Source organism: Variovorax sp. 05T418 (assembly GCF_056396385.1).
In genome coordinates this window covers 155064-177526 of record NZ_JBFTLJ010000003.1, presented here as the reverse complement: position 1 = coordinate 177526, position 22463 = coordinate 155064, and the positions used below count along the sequence as shown (strand labels likewise).

The 22463-nt window shown below is 67.9% G+C and carries 21 protein-coding genes; 7 read left to right on the top strand and 14 right to left on the bottom strand.

Features of this window, described 5'->3' with window-relative positions; all coding sequences use genetic code 11:
* Positions 1-21: 21 nt before the first annotated feature.
* The 11 genes from gspF to gspG all read right to left on the bottom strand — a co-directional run bounded on the left by gspF (position 22) and on the right by gspG (position 10627).
* Positions 22-1257: a type II secretion system inner membrane protein GspF gene (gene gspF, locus AC1DMS_RS06815; protein ID WP_369664233.1), complete on the bottom strand. Its 1236-nt coding sequence runs from the start codon at positions 1255-1257 to the stop codon at positions 22-24.
* A gap of 16 nt (positions 1258-1273) precedes the next feature.
* Positions 1274-2665: a GspE/PulE family protein gene (locus AC1DMS_RS06810; protein WP_319429979.1), complete on the bottom strand. Its 1392-nt coding sequence runs from the start codon at positions 2663-2665 to the stop codon at positions 1274-1276.
* Positions 2666-2670: 5 nt separating this feature from the next.
* On the bottom strand, positions 2671-4998 hold the full coding sequence (gene gspD, locus AC1DMS_RS06805) for a type II secretion system secretin GspD (RefSeq protein ID WP_369664234.1): 2328 nt from the start codon (positions 4996-4998) through the stop codon (positions 2671-2673).
* Between the two features lie 2 nt (positions 4999-5000).
* Complete coding sequence (gene gspN / locus AC1DMS_RS06800; protein ID WP_369664235.1) at positions 5001-5801, bottom strand: type II secretion system protein N; 801 nt, start codon at positions 5799-5801, stop codon at positions 5001-5003.
* A 10-nt stretch (positions 5802-5811) separates the two neighbouring features.
* On the bottom strand, positions 5812-6345 hold the full coding sequence (gene gspM, locus AC1DMS_RS06795; protein ID WP_412510433.1) for a type II secretion system protein GspM: 534 nt from the start codon (positions 6343-6345) through the stop codon (positions 5812-5814).
* Complete coding sequence (gene gspL / locus AC1DMS_RS06790) at positions 6342-7553, bottom strand: type II secretion system protein GspL (RefSeq protein ID WP_478180834.1); 1212 nt, start codon at positions 7551-7553, stop codon at positions 6342-6344. The genes gspM and gspL overlap by 4 nt, the downstream gene beginning before the upstream one ends.
* 136 nt (positions 7554-7689) lie before the next feature.
* A complete protein-coding gene (gene gspK, locus AC1DMS_RS06785) occupies positions 7690-8694 on the bottom strand; it encodes a type II secretion system minor pseudopilin GspK (RefSeq protein ID WP_478180833.1) in 1005 nt (334 codons plus the stop codon).
* Positions 8691-9374: a PulJ/GspJ family protein gene (locus tag AC1DMS_RS06780; protein ID WP_412510436.1), complete on the bottom strand. Its 684-nt coding sequence runs from the start codon at positions 9372-9374 to the stop codon at positions 8691-8693. The genes gspK and AC1DMS_RS06780 overlap by 4 nt, the downstream gene beginning before the upstream one ends.
* The gene (gspI, locus tag AC1DMS_RS06775; RefSeq protein ID WP_412510437.1) at positions 9374-9751 is read right to left on the bottom strand and encodes a type II secretion system minor pseudopilin GspI; all 378 of its coding nucleotides are present in this window, start codon (positions 9749-9751) and stop codon (positions 9374-9376) included. The genes AC1DMS_RS06780 and gspI overlap by 1 nt, the downstream gene beginning before the upstream one ends.
* Entirely contained in the window at positions 9748-10212 is a 465-nt protein-coding gene (locus AC1DMS_RS06770; RefSeq protein WP_412510438.1) for a GspH/FimT family pseudopilin, read from the bottom strand. The genes gspI and AC1DMS_RS06770 overlap by 4 nt, the downstream gene beginning before the upstream one ends.
* The gene (gene gspG, locus AC1DMS_RS06765; RefSeq protein ID WP_412510439.1) at positions 10187-10627 is read right to left on the bottom strand and encodes a type II secretion system major pseudopilin GspG; all 441 of its coding nucleotides are present in this window, start codon (positions 10625-10627) and stop codon (positions 10187-10189) included. Before gspG ends, AC1DMS_RS06770 begins: the two co-directional genes overlap by 26 nt.
* Positions 10628-10676: 49 nt before the next feature.
* Between gspG and AC1DMS_RS06760 the strand changes: the two genes are divergently transcribed.
* On the top strand, positions 10677-11321 hold the full coding sequence (locus AC1DMS_RS06760; RefSeq protein WP_412510440.1) for a type II secretion system protein N: 645 nt from the start codon (positions 10677-10679) through the stop codon (positions 11319-11321).
* Between the two features lie 15 nt (positions 11322-11336).
* Here AC1DMS_RS06760 and ilvA read toward each other — a convergent pair whose 3' ends face one another.
* Positions 11337-12950: a threonine ammonia-lyase, biosynthetic gene (ilvA, locus tag AC1DMS_RS06755; protein WP_412510441.1), complete on the bottom strand. Its 1614-nt coding sequence runs from the start codon at positions 12948-12950 to the stop codon at positions 11337-11339.
* Positions 12951-13000: 50 nt separating this feature from the next.
* On the opposite strand from ilvA, the gene AC1DMS_RS06750 reads away from it, so the two are divergent.
* Positions 13001-14131, top strand: a complete 1131-nt coding sequence (locus AC1DMS_RS06750; protein ID WP_412510442.1) for a hypothetical protein — start codon at positions 13001-13003, stop codon at positions 14129-14131.
* A gap of 92 nt (positions 14132-14223) precedes the next feature.
* Here the strand turns inward: AC1DMS_RS06750 and AC1DMS_RS06745 are convergent, their stop codons facing one another.
* A complete protein-coding gene (locus tag AC1DMS_RS06745; protein WP_412512121.1) occupies positions 14224-15429 on the bottom strand; it encodes a porin in 1206 nt (401 codons plus the stop codon).
* A gap of 262 nt (positions 15430-15691) precedes the next feature.
* Here AC1DMS_RS06745 and AC1DMS_RS06740 point away from each other — a divergent pair, with 262 nt between their 5' ends.
* Positions 15692-16141, top strand: coding sequence for an OsmC family protein (locus tag AC1DMS_RS06740; RefSeq protein ID WP_012746235.1), 450 nt, complete (start codon positions 15692-15694; stop codon positions 16139-16141).
* Between the two features lie 12 nt (positions 16142-16153).
* On the opposite strand, the gene coq7 is transcribed toward AC1DMS_RS06740, so the two are convergent.
* Complete coding sequence (gene coq7, locus AC1DMS_RS06735; RefSeq protein ID WP_412510443.1) at positions 16154-16783, bottom strand: 2-polyprenyl-3-methyl-6-methoxy-1,4-benzoquinone monooxygenase; 630 nt, start codon at positions 16781-16783, stop codon at positions 16154-16156.
* Between the two features lie 282 nt (positions 16784-17065).
* Here coq7 and AC1DMS_RS06730 point away from each other — a divergent pair, with 282 nt between their 5' ends.
* The 4 genes from AC1DMS_RS06730 to AC1DMS_RS06715 all read left to right on the top strand — a co-directional run bounded on the left by AC1DMS_RS06730 (position 17066) and on the right by AC1DMS_RS06715 (position 22385).
* Positions 17066-18310: a porin gene (locus tag AC1DMS_RS06730; RefSeq protein ID WP_012746237.1), complete on the top strand. Its 1245-nt coding sequence runs from the start codon at positions 17066-17068 to the stop codon at positions 18308-18310.
* A gap of 198 nt (positions 18311-18508) precedes the next feature.
* Complete coding sequence (locus AC1DMS_RS06725) at positions 18509-19489, top strand: ABC transporter permease (protein WP_012746238.1); 981 nt, start codon at positions 18509-18511, stop codon at positions 19487-19489.
* A 1-nt stretch (position 19490) separates the two neighbouring features.
* Positions 19491-20765, top strand: coding sequence for a M20 aminoacylase family protein (locus AC1DMS_RS06720; RefSeq protein ID WP_278874701.1), 1275 nt, complete (start codon positions 19491-19493; stop codon positions 20763-20765).
* Between the two features lie 33 nt (positions 20766-20798).
* Positions 20799-22385 carry an ABC transporter substrate-binding protein gene (locus tag AC1DMS_RS06715; protein WP_012746240.1) on the top strand — a complete coding sequence of 529 codons (1587 nt, stop codon included), beginning with the start codon at positions 20799-20801 and terminating at the stop codon, positions 22383-22385.
* Positions 22386-22463 lie beyond the last annotated feature (78 nt).

Here is a 22463-nt window from a genome sequence, read left to right as displayed (position 1 = left end):
GTGCAGTGCTTCCTGGCGGACTTACTTGACGAACTGGTTGAGCTGGATGATAGGCAGCATCACGGCCAGCACAATGAGCATCACCACGCCGCCCATGGCCACGATCAGCAGCGGCTCCAGGATGGTGGCCAGGTGCATGGCGCGGCGCTGCACTTCGGCGCCCAGCTGGTTGGCCGCGCGCTGCAGCATCAGGGGCAGCGTGCCGGTCTGCTCGCCCAGCCGCGCGAACATCGAGACCAGCCCGGGAAAGCGTTTTTTCTGCGCCAGCGCCGAGGCCAGCGGCGCGCCTTCGCGCACCAGCACCAGCGCGTCGAGCGCATCGGCGCGCATGGCGCGGTTGCCCAGCGTTTCGGAGGCGGCTTGCAGCGCGCGCAGGATCGGCACGCCGGCGGTGGCCAGCATGGCCAGCGTGCTGGCAAAGCGCGCCGCGTTGTAGCCGCGCGCAAGCTTGCCCACGAGCGGCAGCCGCAGCCAGGCGGCGTCGAACTTCAGGCGCAAGGCTTCCTGCGCCAGCGCCAATCGCGCGGCGATGGCGGCCAGCACCACGCCGCCCAGCATCCACCAGCCGTAGCTGCGCACCGCCGCGCTCAGCGACAGCATGACGGTGGTGAGGAAAGGCAGCGAACGCTTGGTGCCCGCGAACACCTGCGCCACCTGCGGCACCACGTAGCTCACGAGGAAGATCACGATCACGATCGCCACCAGCGTGACGATGGCCGGATAGAGCGCCGCGCCGATGAGTTTCTGCTGCAGCGCCTGCCGCTCCTCGAGGTCGTCGGCGAGCCGGTCGAGCACGAGGCCGAGGTTGCCGCTTTGCTCGCCCGCGCCGATCACGGCGGTGTAGATGGGCGAGAACTCGCGCGGATGGGCCGCGAGCGCGCGCGCGAAGGGCGAGCCCGCGTTGACCTCGGCACGCAGCGAAGCGACCAGGTTGCGCTGCGGTTCGGTCTCGGCTTCGTCGGTGAGCGCGGTCAGCGCGCGTTCGAGCGGCAGGCCGGAAGAGACCAGGCCCGCGAGCTGCCGCGTCCAGACCGAAAGGCCGGTGGAGCTGAAGACCCTGGCGCCACCGCCCAGCCAGCGGCGCAGGCCGCCGTTGCCGGTGCCGTTGACGTGGCTGCTGCCCACCGGCGTGACCGACAGCGGAATGAGCGCCTGCGCGCGCAGCAGGCTGCGTGCGCTGCGCGCGGTGTCGGCCTCGAGCACGCCTTCGCGCGACTGGCCGCTGGCATCGATGGCTTCGAAGGAATAGGCGGGCATGGCGGTGCCGGGCGGATCAGTCGCGCGTGACGCGAAGCAGTTCTGCGCGCGAGGTGATGCCGGCCTGCACCAGCCGTTCGCCATCTTCGCGCATCAGGCGCAGGCCGCCGCGCGCGCCGGCCTGGAGCAGTTCGCTCTCGGCCGCCTTGCTGTGGATCAGGCCCTGCACGGTCTCGTCGGCCACCAGCAGTTCGAAGATGCCGGTGCGCCCCTGGTAGCCGGTCTGCCCGCATGCCTCGCAGCCGGCGCCGCCGCAGGCCGTGCAGACCTTGCGCACCAGCCGCTGCGCGAGCACGCCCAAGAGCGACGAGCTCAAGAGGAAAGGCTCCACGCCCATGTCGGTCAGGCGCGTGACGGCGCTGACCGAGTCGTTGGTGTGCAGCGTGGCAAGCACCAGGTGGCCGGTGAGCGAGGCCTGGATGGCGATCTGCGCGGTCTCGAAGTCGCGGATCTCGCCGATCATGATCACGTCCGGGTCCTGCCGCAGGATGGCGCGCAGCGCCTTCGCGAAGGTGAGCTCGATCTTGGCGTTGATCTGCGTCTGGCCCACGCCCGGCAGTTCGTATTCGATGGGGTCTTCCACCGTCATGATGTTGCTGCGGCTCGCATCCAGCCGGGCCAGCGCGGCGTACAGCGTTGTGGTCTTGCCCGAGCCCGTGGGGCCGGTCACCAGGATGATGCCGTGCGGCTGCGCGATGAGGCGCTCGAAGCGCGCGAGCGTGTCGCCCTGCATGCCGACCGATTCGAGCGTGAGCTTCGATTCGGTCTTGTCCAGCAGGCGCAGCACCGCGCGTTCGCCGTGCGCGCTGGGCAGCGTGGAGACGCGCACGTCGACCGCGCGCGTGCCGATGCGAAGGCTGATGCGCCCGTCCTGCGGCAGCCGCTTCTCGGAGATGTCGAGGTCGGCCATGATCTTCAGGCGCGAGATCAGCGCGGCGTGCAGCGCGCGGTTGGGCTGCACCACCTCGCGCAGCGTGCCGTCGATGCGAAAGCGCACGGACGAGGTGCGCTCGTAGGGCTCGATGTGGATGTCGCTCGCGCCGTCGCGCGCGGCCTGCGTGAGCAGCGCGTTGAGCATGCGGATGATGGGCGCGTCGCCGGCGCTTTCCAGCAGGTCCTCGACCGCCGGCAGCTCCTGCATCATGCGCGAGAGGTCGGCGTCGCTCTGCACCTCGCTCACCACCGCGGCGGCGCTCGATTCGCCCTGCGCATAGGCCGCGCTGATGCGCTGCGCGAGCGGGCCGTCGGCCAGCACCTCGAAGGCCTGCACGCCGTACTTGCGCGTGACCTCGCCGACCGCGCTGCGCGAGGGATGGCTCGACATCCACAGCGTGTGGCTGCCGTCGTCGGCTTCTTCGAGCAGCAGCTGCTGACTGCGTGCGAACGCGTAGGGCAGGGGGTGGCGCATGGGCTTCAGGGCAGTTCGCGCGAGCTGGTGGGGTCGGCCGTGGGCGGCAGTGCGCCGCGCAGCGGGCTCGGCCGCAGGGTGCGGGTGTCCCCGGCTGGGCGCGGCGGCGGGATCAGCTGCGTGCCTTGGATGCGGTCGCTGCCGTTGCCGTTGCTGCTGGTGTCGCGGGCACCCGAGCGCGGCAGCGGGGCTTCCGGCAGCACGGGGGCGGCATCCACGCCGCGCAGCATGATGTTGTCGGTGTTCGGCTGGGTGCGCTGCTGCATGCCGCGGATCTCGTCGTAGCGGTCGTAGGCAAAGGCTTCGGTGGAGGCGCCGTCGCGCATGACCGCGGGGCGCAGGAACATCATCAGGTTGCTCTTGTTGCGCGTGCGGATCTCGTTCTTGAACAGGTTGCCGAGCACCGGGATGTCGCCGGCCACCGGCACCTTCTCGATCGTGTTGCCGTAGTCGTCCGACAGCAGCCCGCCGAGCATGACCAGGCCGCCGTCTTCCACCAGCACGCTCGATTCGATCGAGCGCTTGTTGGTGGTCGGGCCATTGGGGTTGTTGATGGTGTTGCCGTCGACGGTCGAGGTCTCCTGGAAGATGGTCATCTTCACGGTGCCGTTCTCGTTGATGGTCGGGCGCACGCGCAGCGTGAGGCCCACGTCCTTGCGCTCCACCGTGGTGAACGGGTTGATGCCCACCGAGCCCGAGGTGCTGGCGTACTGGCCCGTGACGAAGGGCACGTTCTGGCCGATGACGATCTTGGCCTCTTCGTTGTCCAGCGTCAGCAGGTTGGGCGTGGAGAGCACGTTGGCGTCGCCGTCGCTGTTGAAGAAGTTCGCAATGGCGCCCAGGATGTACTGGCCGCCGATCTTGCCGGCAATGCCCAGGTTCAGCCCCGACGACGGCCGCACGTTGGCCACGTCGCGGGTGGCCAGCGCCTGCGTCAGCGCCAGGATGTTGGCGCTGGCCAGGCTCGAATTGGTGCCGATGACCGCGTTGTTGCCCAGCGCGCTCTGCCACTGCACGCCGAAGTTGGCGGCCTTCTTGGCGCTGACCTCGACGATCAGCGCCTCGATCATGACCTGCGCGCGCCGGCCGTCGAGCTTGTCGATCACGGCGCGCATCTGGCGGTACTGCGGCTCGGGCGCCGTGATGATCAGCGAGTTGGTCGACGGGTCGGCCTGGATCTGTCCGCCGGTCGACGGCTGGTTGGCATTGTTGAGCGGCGCGTTGGCGGCCGCCGAGCCGCCGCCTTGGCCGCTGAGGCTCGTCTGCTGCATGGCCTGCGGAATGTTGGCTTGCTGCTGTTGCGGCGCGCCGCCGCCTCCGGCCGCGCCCGGGGCACCCGGCGTGCCGGGCAGCTGGTTGGCCGCCATGGCGGCGCGCAGCGTGGCCGCCAGCCGCACCGCATCGGCGTTCTTCAGGTAGACCACGTAGATGTTGCCGGCCGCGCCGTTGCTGCTTTCGGCGGGCGCGCGGTCGAGCTTCTGGACCAGCGTGCGCACCAGCGCCGCGCGCGCCGGATTGGCCGCGCGCAGGATCAGCGCATTGCTGCGCGGGTCGGCCAGCAGGGTGGTGCGGAACGACGCATCGGCCACACCCGGCGCGGGGGCGCCCGGCGTGGCGCCCGAGCCGCTGCCGTCGACCAGCCGGGTGATCAGCGGCAGCATGTCGGTGGCGATCGAATGCTTGAGCGGGATCACCTCGATGTCCGACGCATTGGGCACGTCGAGCGCCGCGATGATGCGCGCCAGCCGGCGCATGTTGTCCGCGTAGTCGGTGATCACGAGCGAGTTGTTGCCCGGGTTCACGTTGATGGTGTTGTTGGGCGGAATGAGCGGGCGCAGCACCGGCAGCAGGCTGTTCGGCGACTCGTAGTTGAGCCTGAAGATCTGCGTGACGATCTGGTTGCCGGCCACCGAGCCGGCGCTGGGCGTGGCGGTGTTGACGGTCTGGGTCTGGAGCTTGGCGTCGGCCTCGGGCACCACCTTGTAGAGCCCTTCGGCCTCCACCACCGCAAAGCCCTGCAGGCGCAGGGCGGAAGCGAACTGGTTGAATGCCGCAGCCGGCGCGATGGCGCGGTCGGTGACGAGGTTCATCGTGCCCTTCACGCGCGGGTCGACCACCACGTCGCGGCCGGTGACCACCGCCATGGTGCGCGCCACGGCCTCGATGTCGGCGTTGGCGAAGTTGAGCGTGATGGGTTCGCCCCGGCGCGGCGCATCGCCGGATTGTGCGAACACCGGCGGCGCGGCCTGCAGCAAGGTGGCGGCAACCAGCACCTGCGCTGCGAGTGCAACGGCGGCGAGGCGGCTGCCGGGCGAAGTCAGTGGCTTCATCATGATCAACCCAGGGTGATGATCGAACGCGCGTTGTCGCGCCGTCCGATGATGTTCAACAAATTGGAAAGCGCGTCTTCGCGGCCGGCCGCGGCACTGGCTTCGCCGTTGAAGCGAAAGGCGGTGCCGTTCCAGCTGCCGCTGCCGTTCAGCTGCAGGCTGCCTTCGCGCGTGCTCAGCAGCAGGCTCGGGCGGCTGCCGCCTTCGAGCGTGAGGCGGTAGCTGCCCATCGGCTTGAGCGTCGAGAGGCTGGACGACACGTCGGTGGCGTCGAGCGTGGCCTGGCCCGCGATGCGCAGTACGGGGCCGTCCCACTGCATCGAGAGGCCCCGGGTGGAGAGGTCGAGCGTGCCCTCGAGCCTGAGCGTGTTCCAGGGCGCGCCCAGGCCGGTCAGCAAGGTGGCGGGCCAGCGCGAACTGCCGTCGCCCCACTGCAGCTGCATGCCGTCCGTGCGCGGGCTGGCCTTGAGCTGGAGCGGCCGCGCCGCGCAGCAGGGCAGGTCGAGCACGGCGAACATGCCGCTCCAGGCCGGGCGCATGCGCCAGTTGAGCGCGCCGGGCAGCGACACCGCCTCGGCGCCGCCGGCGCCGCTGGCAAGCACCACGGCCGCGGTGCCGTTCCAGACCGTGCCGCGCGGGTTGACGAGCAGCAGCCGGCCCTGGCTCCAGTTTGAGAGCGCCGTCGCCAGCCAGCGCGCGGGCGCGAACAGCACCAGCGCCAGCAGCGCCCCCAGCACGATGCCGAGCAGGGCCCAGCGCCAGCCGCGGCGCGGCGCGGGTTCGGCAAGGGAGGAGCGCGTCACCATGCGGCCAGGCTCAACGGGCTGCGGGCAGCGCCATCACGAGCGTGCCCTCCCAGCGCACCTTCGCGGGCTGCGGGTCCTTGCTGCCGGCGGCCGGCGGCGCGGCGGCCGCACGGGTCAGGTGGGCCTCGCGCGGCACCGCGTGCGCATTGCCGCGCGCCTGCGCCAGCCACTGGGCCACGGCCTCGGCCGGCGTGCCGCGCATCGTGATGGTGGCGGCGCCATCGCCGCTGGCTGTCATGAGCTGGGCATTGGTGCCGAGGCTCTCGCGTACCGAGGTTTCGAGGGCGCGCAGCGCGTCGTCGCGGTTCAGCCGGGGCTGCGCCTGCAGCGCCTTGGCGCGGTTCTGCAGCAGGGCCATCTGCTGCAGCTGCGCGTCGAGCTGCGCATGGTCGGCCGGCGCCGCGGCCAGCGTGCGCAGCGCGGGAGCGAGCGCAACCCACCACAGCAGTGCAAGCGCCACGAGCGCAGCCGCGATGGCGACCATGCGCCGCTCGCGCAGTTCGAGGGCGGCCCAGCGGGCCCGGAGTTGTTCGCTGAAGTTCATCGCGCAGCCTCGGCCTGCACCAGCAGCAGGTCGCCTTCGGCGCGCACGCTGTAGCCGCGCGGACCCATCGCGCCCGAGAGCCGCGTGAGCTCCGAAGGCTGCAGGCCCAGGCCGCGCAGGCGCAGCTGGCCGGCGCTGTAGTCGATGGCGCTGGGTGTATTGCCCGGCGGAAGATTGGGGGCGAGCGCGCCGATCATCGGTTCGAGGTCGCTGCCCGCGACATCGCCCACGGCCTGCTGCAGCGCCGCGACCTCGCGCGCCATCTGCACCGGCGCGTCGACCACGAGTTTCACGGAGGGGAAGGTCTGGGTCAGCATGTTCTTGACGGCCTGGCGCTTGGCCTCGAGTGCATTGCGCTCCTTCCAGGCCCAGGCATTGAGGCCGATCAGTTGGGTCAGCAGCAGGGCGACGATGCCCCAGCGCGCGGCGCGCCACTCGGGCGCATAGCGCAGCGTCTGCACCACCGACGCAAATTTCTTGCCGGCGCGGGCACGCCCCGTCACGGCGAGGTCGAACTGTGCGAGCTCCCAGGGCGAACGCGCCGCCTGCAGCCAGCGCTGCGGCGCCTGCACGATGGGCACGCGGCGCTCGAGCAGGTGCTCGGCGGCCTGCGCGACGGCGGGCTCGGCGCTGATCACGGCGGTGTCCAGCGGCAGGCCGGCGGCGAGCGCCAGCCCGGCACCCGCGAGCGGCAGCGAGACCACGCCGTCGGCATCGCACACCGTGAGCTGCGGCGCCTCGGCTTCGCCGGTGACCTGCAGCAGCGGCGGACCATCCGCGGGCTGCGGCGCGAATTCGGGAACGATGCGCACCACGCGCCGCCCGGCCGATTCCAGCCCCTGCACCAGCGTGCGCAGCCAGATGCGGTTGCAGGCCGCCACCCAGACCGGCGCGCCGGCCTTGGCTGCGGGTTCGAGTGCGAAGTGCAGGGCCTCGGGATCGTCGAGCAGATGCTCTTCGAGCAGGCCGTCGAGCACGGCGCGCAGCTTCGACGCGCTGCTCGTGCTGCCCTTGGGCAGCGTGACGCAGTGCCAGGACAGCGCCGCGGCCGGAATGCCGAGCGTGACTTCCGCGCTGGCCGGCAGCAGCGCGAGCAGCGCGCGGCCATGGTTGCGCAGGGCGATGCCGTCGTCGCCCGCCTGGGCCCAGTCGTACTCGCCCGCGGCGTCGGCCGGGGGGAGGGGAGCGATGAGCAGCAGCGGGGTCATTTCGTTTTCAGGAGGGCGGGTGATTGTAGGGGTGCACCGATGGTGCCATTGCTACTCTATTTGTAGCGTTTGACGTAGATGCGACGGGCTCTGGACGATGTATTGATGCAACAGAAATGAAGAAAATCAGCCGCACTCAGGGTTTAGCCGGAGTGGCCGTGGCAAGGCCGGCGCCGCGGTTGCGCCAGATCGTCTTCACCGTGACGCCGTCGCGCTGCAGCAGCGAGCGTTCCTCGACCCAGGTGCGGTCGAGCCGCAGCCGGCCGTAGACCTCGAAGAACTGGGTGCCCACGCTGTGCTGGCCGGCGTTGAACTGCGTGCCGCCGTTCGGCAGCGCGGCGTTGGCGTCGGCAATCTGCTTGAAGTACGAGCGCGTGCGCTTTTCCACCAGCTGGCGCGCGTCGCTGATGCTCAGCGAGGGCAGGCTGGCGCTGATGGCTTCGGCGCTCGCGGTATTGATGTTGAGCGGCGTGCGTATCGGGAGAATCGTCACGTAGGGCTCGAGCGCGGCCGCGGTCGAAGGCGAAAGGCCGAGCCACACCAGCTGCGAAACCTCCTGCGGCATCAGCGGCGCCGCGCCGGCATCGCCGGCATCGCCGGCGGCATCGGTGCCGGTGGCCAGCGCGCGCGCGAGCGAGGACGTCATCGCGCTGAGCTCCGAGGCCGGCAGGCCCAGGATGTTGAACAGCTTGGTGAAGGTGGCGATGCTGGCCGGCACCGGCTTGTTGCCGTCGACCAGCGACAGCACGTTGAGCTTGGATTGCGCATCGACGATGCGGCCCGAGAGGAAGGCATCGGGCAGTCCTTCGAGGTTGTCGCTGGCCACGTTCCTCTCGGCCGACAGAAAGCTCGTGAGCCGGGCCTCCGCGAGCGGCACGGCCCAGGGCTCGGCCAGGTGGTCGGGCCCGCCGGTGAGGGCGTCCTCGCGCAGGATCAGGCGCGACCAGTCGAGCGCGCCGATCAGCACCCACGCCGCCTGCACGCGTCCGCGCTCGGCCGCCTCGACTTCGGACGCGCGCCATTGCTGCCACAGCGCCGCGGCGGAGAAGGTGGCGACCAGCATCACGGTCAGCATGGCCGCGAGCAGCGCGGCGCCGCGCTGGCGTTGCCCGGTTGTTCTGCAAACCGTGGATGCGGTCATGAGCGCGGCGCCCCCACCGTGGGCTTGACCCAGTCGCGCGTGAGCGTGCCCGCGAGCCCCTCGCCCGGGGACAGGGTCAGCACCAGCCGAACGCCGTCCGGCATGTTCACGAGCGCGCCGATGGGATTGGCCGGGTTCGCCGGATTGGGCGCGCTGGCCGGCAGCTCGCCCGCGGGCGTCCAGGCGTTCTCGCGGAAGTAGTAGAGCTGCCAGCTCGTGGCCGGCATCAGCGCGACGTCGCCGCCGCCGCCTTCCTGTGCCCACGAGGCGGCCAGGTTCCACGCCTGCTGCCATTCGCCGCGCGTGGTGAAGGGCGGCGACTGCCAGCGCCGCCAGCGGGTGCCGTCGGCACCGGTGCGCAGCGTCCACGCCACCACCAGCATGGCGGGGGCGCCCGCATCGCTGCCGCGGCGCGTGAGCCGCAGCACGCGGCCGTCCCAGTCGATCGGGCGGGTCTGCGCGATCGGGGTCACGGCGTCGAGGTCGGCGCCCCATTGCGAGAGCGTGGTCTGCAGCGCCAGCACCGCGTCGGCGCGCTGCTGGTTCAGCGTGGTGGCGCGCGACATGCTGTCCAGCCCGCGCCAGCTCACGAGCGCGAGCAGCGCCATCACCGAAATGGCCACCAGCAGCTCGATCAGCGTGAAGCCGCCGCGGGCTCCCTGGCTTGCGAAGCGGCGCATCAGAAGCGGCCCACCACGGTCGAGATGCGCAGCACCGGCGCATTGGCCTCGTCGCGCACCTGCACGTCGACGCGCCGGAAATTGGGATTGAGCGTGGCGATGGTGGAGGTGGTCACGTTGAACGAGACGCCGGCCTGCACGCAGATCGAGCCCGAATCGCCCACCGCGGGCATCTGCCTGGCGAGCCGCGCCTTGGCAAGCTCGTTTTCCGCGCACAGGTCGGCCAGCAGAAGGTCGGACTGGCGCTGCGCATTGCGCGTGAGCGACATCGTGGCCTGGGAGCCCGCCGCGAGCGCCAGCGCGACGATGCCGAGCGCAATCAGCACCTCGATCAGCGTGAATCCGCCGCATGCCGACTGGCGCCGGAACGACCTCATGGCGTGCTCACGGTGAAGGGCCTGAGGCCGTCGGTGGCAATGCGCAGCGAACGCGCGGGCGGGCCTTCGGAATAGAGCGTGATCTGCTGCGCGGCAATGATCGGGTCGGGGCCCAGTTGCACCGCCGCCACCGGCGCGCCGCCGGCCAGCGAAGCCGTGGCGCTGATGCCGCTCGTAGCCCAGCCGCTGGGCAAGGCATCGGGCGGCAGGCCGTCGAACACGAAGCTGCCGCCTTCCACGAGGCGCCACCGCACCGCAACGCCGCTCGCGCGCGACTGGGCGCGCGCCGACTCGAGCAGCGCGGCCAGCCGGTCGGCCTCGCGGTCGAGCCGGGCCGCGTTGGTGTCGCGCAGCGCGAAGCTCACGCCGGCCGTTGCGATCGCGATGATCGCGATCACCACGATCAGCTCGAGCAGCGTGAAGCCGCCCGTGCGCCTACTGCCAGCTGCCGATGTCGGCATTCTTGCCCTCGCCGCCGGCCTGGCCATCGGCGCCGAGCGAGAGCACGTCGATTTCGCCCTTGATACCCGGATTCATGTATTGGTACGGATGGCCCCACGGATCGTTCGGCAGCTTCTCGACGTAGGGCTTCCAGTTGGGCGCGGCCGGCCCCGCGGTCGGGCGCACCAGCAGCGCCTGCAGGCCCTGCTCGGCCGTCGGGTAGCGCTGGTTGTCCAGGCGGTAGAGCTTGAGCGCCTGCATCAGGTTGTTGATGTCGGTCCTGGCGGCGGTCACGCGGGCGTCGTCGGCGCGCTCGATCACGTTCGGCACGATCAGCGCGGCCAGCACGCCGATGATGACCAGCACCACCATCAGCTCGATCAGCGTGAAGCCGCGCTGGGCAGCGCGGGTGGCGTCGCGTAGGATTTTTTTCATAGCTTGGATGACATGGTTCGGAAGGCGCGCTGCATGATAATCCGCGGCCATGACAAGTCCCTATTCCGCCGCGCACTGGCATGCCCCCGTTGCAACCACGGGCCTGTGGGCGCTGGCCGCGGCAGCGGCGGTGTTCTGGGGGCTGCGGCTCGCGGCGCCGCCCGAGCCCGTGGCCGCGGCGGCCACCATGCCCCGTGCGGCGGTCTCGGCCGACGCGGATGCGGTTGCGCGGCTGCTCGGCGTGGTTTCGGGCGCCGACGCGGCGCCCGCCGCACCCGAGGCGGCCAGCCGCTTTGCGCTGTCGGGCGTGGTGGCGGATCCGTTCAACCAAGGCGCCGCCCTGATCTCCATCGACGGCAAGCCGCCGCGTCCGTTCCGCGTCGGTTCGCGCGTGGGCGACAACTATGTGCTGCAGTCGGTCGGGGTGCGCGCGGCAACGCTCGGCACCAGCGCGCAGGGGCCGGCAGCTTTCACGCTGCAGCTGCCGGTGCGCGCGCCGATCAGCATTGGCAGCTCGGTCCCGCCGGGTTTGCCGGCCTCGCCAACGCCATCGGCCAGGCCGAGCGGGCTTTTCCCGGCCACGGTGCCTCCCGTGATGGCGCCGCCTGCCGGCGGAGCTGCACCGTCGCAGGCGTCGCAAGCGCCGCCGTCGGATTCTGCGCAGCAGCCGCCCGCGCAGCCTGCGCAGCAATAAAAGCCGGACGGCCTTTCAGGCCTGCAGGAACAGCCTGTACGCCGGATTCGCCGTTTCCTCGACGTAGGGATAGCCCAGCGTTTCGAGGAAGTCGTCGAAGGCCGCCGCGTCGCCGGCCGGCACCTGCAAGCCCACCAGGATGCGGCCGTAGTCGGCGCCCTGGTTGCGGTAGTGGAAGAGGCTGATGTTCCAGTTCGGCCGCATCAGGCTCAGGAACTTGAGCAGCGCGCCCGGGCGCTCCGGAAACACGAAGCGCAGCAGCCGCTCGTCATGCGCGAGGCCCGTGCGCCCGCCCACCAGGTGCCGCAGATGCTCCTTGGCGAGCTCGTCGTGCGTGAGGTCGAGTGCATCGAAGCCGTGCGCAATGAAGGTCTTGGCGATGGTCGTCGATTCGCCGCGCGTCGAGGTGGTCAGGCCCACGAACACATGCGCCTTGGCCGCGTCGCTGATGCGGTAGTTGAACTCCGTCACGTTGCGCAGCGCGCCGCCGGCCGAGCCCGTTTCCTGCGGCTCGCTGGCCGGCATCTCGCCCACCAGCTCGCAGAAGCGGCGGAAGCTGCCGCGCTCTTCGGGAATGGTCACCGCGAACAGCGCCTCGCGCTCCTCGCCGACTTCGGCGCGCTCGGCCACGAAGCGCAGCCGGTCGAAGTTCATGTTGGCGCCGCACAGGATGGCCGCGTAGGTTTCGCCGTGGCGGCCGTGCCCGGCCACATACTGCTTGATGGCGGCCACCGCCAGCGCGCCCGCCGGCTCCACGATGCTGCGGGTGTCGACGAACACGTCCTTGATGGCCGCGCAGACCGCATCGGTGTCGACCGCGATGTATTCGTCGACCAGGTTGCTGGCGATGCGGAAGGTCTCCTCGCCCACCAGCTTGACGGCCGTGCCGTCCGAAAACAGTCCCACGTCGGGCAGGCTCACGCGCTGGCGCGCCGCCACCGACTGCATCATGGCGTCCGAGTCGTTCATCTGAACGCCGATCACCTTGATCTCCGGGCGCACCGCCTTGATGTAGTTGGCCACGCCCGAGATGAGCCCGCCGCCGCCGATCGCCACGAAGACTGCGTCGAGCCGGCCCTGGTGCTGGCGCAGGATTTCCATGGCGATGGTGCCCTGGCCCGCGATCACGTCGGGATCGTCGAAGGGGTGCACGAAGGTCAGGCCCTGCTGCGCCTGCAATTCGAGCGCATGCAGGTAGGCATCGGAATAGCTGTCGCCATGCAGCACCACCTCGCCGCCGAAGCCGCGCACCGCATCGATCTTGAGCCGCGGCGTGGTCACCGGCATGACCACCACCGCGCGCGCGCCCAGCTTGCGCGCGCCCAGCGCCACGCCCTGCGCGTGATTGCCGGCCGATGCGCAGATGACGCCACTCGCGAGCTGCTCCGCCGAGAGGTGCGCCATCTTGTTGTAGGCGCCGCGCAGCTTGAAGCTGAACACCGGCTGCTGGTCTTCGCGCTTGAGCAGCACGGTATTGCCGAGCCGCTCGCTGAGTGCATTGGCTTTCTCGAGCGCGGATTCGACCGCCACGTCGTAAACGCGGGCGTTCAAAATTTTTCTGAGATAGTCGGCGGGCGTCAGTGCCGGCACAGGTACGTCGCGCACGGTTTTGTCCAAGGGAGTTTTCAATTGATAAATGACGATGATAAGAGGCATCGGGATTGCGTACGGGATATGGCATGGACACAAATGTCATAAACCTCATCCAGAGAGCCCCGGCCGCGAACGATTCGGGTTTTTTTGCGCGCAGCTATCCCGCGAGCGAGGCGCCCGCCAGTCATTTAACAAATGAGCAAAATCTGTTAACCCTTTTTGTCAGCGACCTTTCCAAAGGGTTGATGCAGGCAGAAGCGGCGCGTGTGCAGCGCGGTGAAATCGGACGGCCGACCTGGCAGGTGATGGGCAACAGATTGCGCGCACACATCATTCCTTTGCTGGGTGCTGTGCCGGCGCAGGCATTCGCTACTTCCGATGCGCAGCGCCTGATCGATCACCTTGGAGCGCAGGGCTTCACCAGCACGACGATCGCGCAGTACCTGGTGCTGCTGCGAAAGGTGTTGATGCACGGTGTGAACATCGGCGTGCTTCGCGATGTACCTGCCTTCCCGAAGGTCAAGGTGCGCAGCCAGCCGCGCGGGAGCTTCAGCGTTGCGGAGTACCGGGCGGTGGTGGCGGCTGCGCGCCGGCTGCGCGGACAGCCGCATCCGGTGCTCGATGAACTGGCCTCCGGCGAGCGCTTCTGGATCGCTCGCGAGCTGCTCGTCATGCCGCAGGAGCTGCCATGGCTGATCCGCTGGATGGTCAACACCTTCGTGCGTCCGAGCGACATCAAGCTCATGAAGCACAGGCACATCGACGTCGTGCGCGGCAAGCACGTCTACCTGCGGATGAACCTGCCCGAAACCAAGCGGCACAGCCAGCCCATCGTGAGCCTGCGCCCGGCCGTGCGGGTTTATGAATGCCTGCTCGCGCATCGCCGCGAGCAGGGCTTTGGCGGCGCGGACGACTACATCTTCATGCCGCAATTGAAGAACCGCGAGCACGCGCTGGCCGTGCTCAACTTTCTTTTCCACTGGGCGCTGGAAGCGACGTCGCTCCAGAAAGGGCCGCAGGGCCAGTCGAGGACGCTTTATTGCCTGCGCCATACCGCCATCACCTTGCGGCTCTTGTACGGGCAGGGCATCGACATGCTGACCTTGGCGCGCAATGCGCGCACGAGCGTCAACATGGTCGAACGTTTCTACGCTTCGGTTCTGAGCGGAGAAATGAATGTGGGATTGCTGCAAAGCGGGCGTGGCCGCCCGAATTGAGCAAAGCCAAAAAGCCGCCCGGCTTGCGCTGGGCGGCTTGATACGGGATTCATCCGAACTGGCTGAAGCCAGCATTGGGAATCAGGCTTCGATCAGAAGGCGTGGCGGATGCCGAAGTCGTAGCCGGTCGAGGTCTTCGGGGTGAAGATGTCGTTGCTGATGAACTTCGGGCTGAAATCGGGGCTGACCCTCAGGTCTGCACCGTTCTTGTTGCTGATGCGGGCAACCGTTGCGTACAGGGCCGTGCGCTTCGACAGGTTGTGCACGTAGCCCAGTGCCAGCTTGTTGGCCTTCGGATTCGGTTCGTTGAAGAACGGGTTGTTGTCGCCCGACTTGTACTTCACGGCCGAGTACGACGCGCGGATCAGGCCGGCACCGACCGGAACCGTCACGCCCAGCAGCCAGCCATTGAGCTTGTTCGATGCCACGGAAGCCGGGCGGGCGAAGAAGTCGCCGTCGATATCGGTCTTTTCGCGGGCGTGGGACAGTTCGCCGAAGAGCTTTGCAGGACCGAAGTCATACGAAGCGCCGAGGTTGAAGGTGTTGACCTTGGTGGTCGTGCCGGCGTAGTAGTCGTCGCCCACGGTGTTGCTGCCGTAAGCCGCTGCAACGTCGAGCGGACCGTTGGCGTAGCCGAAGCGGCCGCCGATGTAGCGGCCGGTGCGCGAGTTGTCGGCCGCGTGAGGCGTGGCCAGGCCCGGGCTGTACTTGGTCTTCTCGTGGAAGCCGTACATCAGCTGGCCGTAGAAGCCGCCGAGGTTCGGCGGCAGGAAGTAGCTGACCGAGTTGCTGGCGCGCGTGGGATTGCCAAATGCGCTGGTGGCCGTCTGGATCAGGTTGGTGCCAACGCCGTTGGTGCCGAAGGGATCGAAGGTGGAGTTGTTGTGGAACGAGGGGGTCAGGTCGCGGCCGAGGCGGATTTCACCGAAACCACCCGACAGGCTCACCGTGGAACGGCGGGAGAAATTGGCCACGCCTTGGCTGCCGTCGTCGTTGGCGACCGGCGCTTCGAGCCAGAAGCTGGCTGCCAGGCCGCCACCAAGGTCTTCAGTGCCGCGGAAGCCCAGGCGGCTGGAGTTGTAGCCCGAATGGGTCATGCCAACGCTGCTGGTCCGGACGCTGCCTTGATTGACGTAGAACGGGTTATAGGCAACGGGGAAGCCGAAGGCGTTGTACGTCACGCCATGGTTCAGGTCGCGCGAGCTGTTCGAATAGCCGCTGATCGAAGCGTCGACCACGCCGAACAGCGTGACGGACGACTGAGCCGAGGCAACACCGGCAACAGCCAGGGCAGCCAGAGCAACTGCCCTTCAGGTCCAAAAACTAGAGTGGGCCCGCAACGCCGGGGACCCAAAGAAAAAAGCCCCGAGCCTTGCAGCTCGGGGCTAAATCCACCAATTGGAAGGGTGGAGGAGACAACCGGTGCGCACGGGTTCGTGCGCCATGAAATAAAGTATATCGGTTGTTTGTTGCGTTGCAACAAGCAAGTGACGATTTCCCCACACACCAATGGATGTCGGTGTGATTTTTTGCCGAACATCTTGAATGGATCTGACACAGATGGAATGCACAGTAAGTTGGACCGGCGACGCCGGCACACGCTCGGCCATGGGTTTCGTGGCCGAGACCGGCAGCGGCCATGTCCTGATGATGGACGGCGCGCCCGATGCCGCCAAACCCGAAAACGGCGGCCAGAACCTGGCGGCCAGGCCCATGGAAACCGTGCTCGCGGGCACGGGAGGCTGCACCGCCTACGACGTGGTGCTGATCCTGAAGCGGGGCCGCCACCGCGTCGAGCGCTGCAGCGTCAAGCTGACCAGCGAGCGCGCGGAAAAGGATCCCAAGGTCTTCACCAAGATCCACATGCATTTCACGGTGGCGGGCAAGGGCATTCCTGCCGCGGCCGTCGAACGCGCGATTGCCCTGAGCCACGAAACCTACTGCTCGGCCAGCATCATGCTCGCGAAGACCGCCGAGATCACCACCAGCTTCGACCTGATCGAAACCTGAGTCCGCGAGGCCTCAGATCCGGTGCGCCACCGTGGTCATCACGCGGGAGGCGAGCCGCATCAGGGCCTTGGCCGGGGCCGGCAGTTCCGCCGCGCCGGCATCGATGGCTTGCGCGGCGTGCTGCGCTTCGTCGATCTTCATCTGCTCGACCACGGCCCTGGAGGCACTGTCGGCGGCCGGCAGGCGGCCGAGATGGCTCTCCAGGTGGGCTTCCACCTGGCGTTCGGTTTCTGCAACGAACCCGAGGCTCAGCGGATCCCCCAGGCGCCCCGCCACCAGGCCCAGGCCGAAAGCGCCCGCATACCAGAGCGGATTCAGCACGGAAGGCCGGGCGCCGAGTTCGTCCAGCCGCTGGCGCGTCCAGGCCAGGTGGTCGGTTTCTTCGTGCGAGGCTTCGAGCAGGCGGGCCCGCAGGACCGGGTCGCGCGCCACCGCGGCCTGCGCGGTGTAGAGCGCCTGGGCGCACACCTCGCCCACGTGGTTCACCCGCATCAATGCCCCGGCCTCGCGCCGCTCCGAATCGGTCATCTCGCCCGGCGTCTGGGCGGGCGCGGGCGCGGCCCTTGTTGCATGGGGTCGGGCAAAAAGAGTGCGCAATGCCGCATCAGCCGCAGTCAGGACGGGGTCGAGCGTGGAAGTCATGCCCGTATTTGAACGTATGCGGAAAGAGCGGCGCGAAACAGTTGCTTCATTTCATATGGTGGTTTGTGAGCGCGCCAAAGTCCTTTGTTGCAGGACTGCAACGAAACGCGTGGGCCGCTGGAGATTTCGGGCGATTTGTTTTGCCCTGCCGCAGCGGCTCTGGTGCAATAGCATCAACTTCCCAAAAGGAGGTTGGCCCGGGGTCCGGTGGGAGCACAAAAGTGCCAGTCACGGTGAGCCCTTCGCACCGGAGCCCTATGTTTAACCTTGGAGAAACTTGCAATGAAAAAATCTCTAGTTGCTCTGGCTGCCCTGGCTGTTGCCGGTGTTGCCTCGGCTCAGTCGTCCGTCACGCTGTTCGGCGTGGTCGACGCGTCGATCAGCGGCTATTCGAGCACCTCGCGTGACCTGAACGGTGCCACGTTCCTGAACCCGTTCTACCTGAACCAAGGCAGCGTCAAGGTCAGCCGTCGTACACTGGCTAACTCGGGCTACAACTCCAGCCGTATCGGCTTCCGTGGTACGGAAGACCTCGGTGGCGGCCTGGCTGCCAGCTTCTGGCTCGAAGCCCCGATCTCCAACGACGACGGCCAGCAAGGTATTGCTACCTTCGCTCGTCGCTCGACCGTGAGCCTGTCGGGTGGTTTCGGTGAAGTCCGCCTCGGCCGTGACTACACCCCGACCTTCTGGAACGACACCGTGTTCGATCCGTTCGGCACCAACGGCGTTGGCTCCAACCTGATCAACACCGCTAACGACGCCTTCGGCACCTTCGGCACCCCCGCAGCTGCAACGGCTCCGTTCACCAACGTTGGCAGCAGCAACTACGTTCGCGCCAGCAACAGCATCGGCTACTTCCTGCCGCCGAACCTGGGTGGTTTCTACGGCCAAGTGCAGTACGCTTTCAGCGAGAAGAACAAGTACAGCCCGGGCACCGCTACGCCGGCTACGCTGAACGCTTCGCGCCAAGGCCGTTACGTTGGTGGCCGCTTCGGCTACGCCAACGGTCCTCTGGACGTTGCGATTGCTTACGGCAGCAGCACCGTGGGCGACAACTACTACGTTGGCACGACCACCAAGGTCAACACGCTGAACCTCGGCGCTTCGTATGACTTCGGTCCCGTGAAGCTCTTCGGTGAACTGTCGAAGGCCAAGAACAAGATCGACTACGAAGTCGAACCGTTCCTCGGCGGCCGTCCTGACGTCGACCTCACCGGCTACCTGCTCGGCGTGACCGTGCCGGTCGGTGCTGGCCTGATCCGCGCTTCGTACTCGCACGTCAAGTATGACTTCAACGCTCCTGCAGTGTTGTTCGCTCCTGCCGTCGAAGATCCGAAGGCCAACAAGCTGGCTCTGGGCTACGTGCACAACCTGTCGAAGCGCACGGCTCTGTACGCAACGATCGCTCGCGTGAGCAACAAGAACGGTGCAGCCCTGACCGTCGGCGGCCCGGCTTTCATCGCCAACGGCGTCTTCACCCCGAAGACCTCGACCGGCTACGACTTCGGTATCCGTCACGCTTTCTAATTCGAGGCTGGCTTAAGCCAGCTTTGAATCGAAAGACTCAAAAGCCACTCGACGAAAGTCGAGTGGCTTTTTTCATTGGGGGCTTCGCCGATGTTGCATGGGTGCATCCGAAGCGCACCATCCGCGTGCACCCCCGGGGAACCACCGTGCGGGCACGCACCTTGCACTGCTAGCATGCCTGTTCACTCTGCTTGCTGAATGATTGCCTTCGTCCTGCGCCGCCTGATCCAGGCCGTGATCGTCATGATCGCGGTCGCGTTCATCGCCTTTCTTCTCTTCCAATATGTGGGCGACCCCGTCGTCTTTCTGCTGGGCCAGGATGCCAAGCCCGAGCAGATCCGCGAGCTGCGCGCCGCATTGGGGCTCGACCAGCCCTTCTTCGTGCAGTTCTGGCACTTTCTCGTCAACGCGGCCCAGGGCGAGTTCGGCCTGAGCCTGCGCCAGGGCGCGAAGGTCTCGCGCCTCATCGGCGAGCGTTTTCCGGCCACGCTCGAACTCGCGCTGGTGGCGGCCGTGCTGGCGCTGTTCATCGGCATTCCGATGGGCGTGTACACCGCGCTGCGCCGCGGCACTTTCCTGAGCCAGGTGTTCATGACCGTGTCGCTGCTCGGCGTGTCCCTGCCCACCTTCCTGATCGGCATCCTGCTGATCCTGGTGTTTGCGGTGATGCTGGGCTGGTTCCCGAGCTTCGGGCGCGGCGAGACCGTGCAGTTCGGCTGGTGGAGCAGCGGCCTGTTCCGGGCCGACGGATGGCATCACATCATCCTGCCGGCGGTCACGCTCGCGATCTTCCAGCTGACCCTGATCATGCGGCTGGTGCGTGCCGAGATGCTCGAGGTCCTGCGCACCGACTACATCAAGTTTGCGCGCGCCCGGGGCCTCACGAACCGCGCCATTCATTTCGGCCATGCGCTCAAGAACACGCTGGTGCCGGTGATGACCATCACGGGCCTGCAGCTCGGCGGCCTCATCGCCTTTGCCATCATCACCGAGTCGGTGTTCCAGTGGCCCGGCATGGGGCTCCTGTTCATCCAGGCCGTGACCTTTGCCGACGTGCCGGTGATGGCGGCCTACCTGTGCCTCATTGCCTTGATCTTCGTGGTGATCAACCTGGTGGTCGACCTGCTGTACTTCGTGGTCGATCCGCGGCTGCGCGTGGGCAAGGCGGGAGGACATTGAAATGACGGTTGTCGCAGCAGCTGCAGCACCGCGACTGCAGGCCTCGGGCAGGGCGTTTGCGCACATCGCGAGCTTCTATCCGGAGATCACGGCCTTTCGCCGCGACCTGCACGCCCACCCCGAGCTCGGCTTCGAAGAGGTCTACACGGCCGGCCGCGTGCGGGAAGCCCTGCGTGCCTGCGGCGTGGACGAGATCCACGAGGGCATCGGCAAGACCGGCGTGGTGGGCGTCATCCGCGGCCGCTCCACCGCGAGCGGCCGGATGATCGGCCTGCGCGCCGACATGGATGCGCTGCCCATGCGCGAGGACAACGACTTCGGCTGGCGCTCCGCCAACGACGGCCTGATGCACGGCTGCGGGCACGACGGCCACACGGCCATGCTGGTCGGCGCGGCGCGCTACCTGGCCGAGACCCGCAGCTTCGACGGCACCGCGGTGCTGATCTTCCAGCCCGGCGAAGAAGGCTTTGCCGGCGCGCGCGTGATGATCGAGGACGGCCTGTTCGACCGCTTTCCGGTCGACGCGGTCTATGCCATGCACAACTGGCCCGCCATGCCCGCGGGCACGGTGGGTATCAACCGCGGCGCCATGATGGCCGCGGCCGACCGCGTCACGATCGAGATCAAGGGCAAGGGCGGTCACGGCGCCCACGCCTACCAGACCATCGACCCCGTGGTGGTCGCCGCGCACATCATCACGGCCGCGCAGACCATCGTGTCGCGCAGCGTGCGGCCGATCGATGCGGCGGTGGTCAGCATCTGCGCGGTGCAGGCGGGCGACCTGGGCGCGATGAGCGTGATCCCGGGCGAGGCCACGCTGGTGGGCACCGTGCGCACCTTCAGCGCGCGCGTGCAGGCGCAGGTCGAGCAGCGCCTGACCGAGCTCTGCACGGCCGTGGCCGCGGGCTTCGGCGCCACCGCCACCATCAGGTACGAGCGCATCTACCCGGCCACCATCAACACCGCGCCCGAGGCCATGTTCGCGGCCGACGTGGCCGAGTCGCTGGTGGGCGCTTCCAACGTCGAGCGCAGCATGGAGCCCAGCATGGGCGCCGAGGACTTCTCCTTCATGCTGCAGAAAAAGGCCGGAGCCTACCTGCGCATCGGCCAGGACGCCAAATGCGGCGCCTTCCTGCACAACAGCCGCTACGACTTCAACGACGAGATCCTGCCGCTCGGCGCCGCATTGCATGCGGGGCTGATCGAGCAGGGCATGCCGCTGGCTGCCACCCGCAGCCAGCAGCCCGTGAAAGACGCCGCTACCGCGACGCCTTGATGTACTTCAGATTCCAACCCGAGGAGTGTTTCCATGAGTTTTCAGAAGAAGGCGGCCGCGGTCGCAGTTTTGTGCGTGCTGGGCACCGCCAGCCTGGTGGCCGGCGCGCAGACCATCCGCGTGGCGAACCAGGGGGACGCGCTGTCGCTCGATCCGCACTCGCTCAATGAGTCGCTGCAGCTGAGCACCACCGCCAACGTCTATGAAACGCTGGTCGGGCGCAACAAGGACCTGAGCGTTGCGCCGCTGCTGGCGACCAGCTGGAAACAGACCTCGCCCACCGTGTGGCGCTTCGAACTGCGCAAGAACGTCCAGTTCCACGACGGCACGCCCTTCACGGCCGACGACGTGCTCTTCAGCTTCGCGCGCGCCTCGGGCGACGGCTCGGACATGAAGTCCAACACCACCGACATCAAGGAAGTGCGCAAGGTCGACGCGCACACCATCGAGATCGAAACCAAGGGTCCGTTCCCCATTCTTCCCGACGTCATCACGCAGCTCATGATCATGAGCAAGAAGTGGTGCGAGGAGAACAAGGCCGTCACGCCGGTCGACCGGCGCAAGGGCATCGAGAACACCGCCTCGTTCAAGGCCAACGGCACCGGCCCGTTCCGCGTGCGCGAGCGCCAGCCGAACGTGCGCACCGTCTTCACGCGCAACCCGACCTACTGGGGCAAGATCGAAGGCAACGCGCAGGAGATCATCTTCACGCCGATCGCCAACCCGGCCACGCGCGTCGCCGCGCTGATCTCAGGCGAGGTCGACGTCATGGAGCCGGTGCCCGTGCAGGACATCGCGCGCGTCAACGCCAGCCCGACGGCACGCGTCATCTCCGGCCCCGAGCTGCGCACCATCTTCCTGGGCATGGACCAGAAGCGCGACGAGCTGCTGTACTCCAGCGTCAAGGGCAAGAACCCGTTCAAGGACAAGCGCGTGCGCCAGGCCTTCTACCAGGCCATCGACATCGCCGGCATCCAGCGCACGGTGATGCGCGGCGCCTCGCGCCCCACCGCGCTGATGGTCGGCCCCGGCATCAACGGCTGGAACGAAGCGCAGGACAAGCGCCTGCCCTACGACGTCGAGGCCGCCAAGAAGCTGCTGGCCGAAGCCGGCTACCCGAACGGCTTCGAAGTGACGATGAACTGCCCGAACGACCGCTACGTGAACGACGGCCAGATCTGCCAGAGCGTGGCCTCCAACCTGGCGAAGATCGGCGTCAAGATCAACCTCGCGGCCGAGACCAAGGGCACCTACTTCCCGAAGGTGCTGCGCCGCGACACCAGCTTCTACATGCTGGGCTGGACGCCCACCACCTACGACTCGCACAACGCGCTCACGGCACTGATGGCCTGCCCCGATGACAAGACCGGCGCCGGCCAGTTCAACCTGGGCGCCTACTGCAATCCCAAGGTCGACGAGCTGACCAAGAAGATCCAGTCGGAAACCGACAAGCCCAAGCGCGACGCGATGATCAAGGAAGCCTTCGACCTGCACACCGCCGACGTCGGCCACCTGCCGCTGCACCAGCAGACGCTGGCCTGGGGCGTGAGCAAGAAGGTGGCGCTCACGCAGATGGCCGACAACTACATGCCCTTCAAGTGGATGAGCATCAAGCCGTAATTCTGCGGGCCGCCCGCCGGCGGGCGGCCTGAGCGGCTCGATCCTGGGCCCGCTTCTTGCGGGCCCATCCTTTTTGCC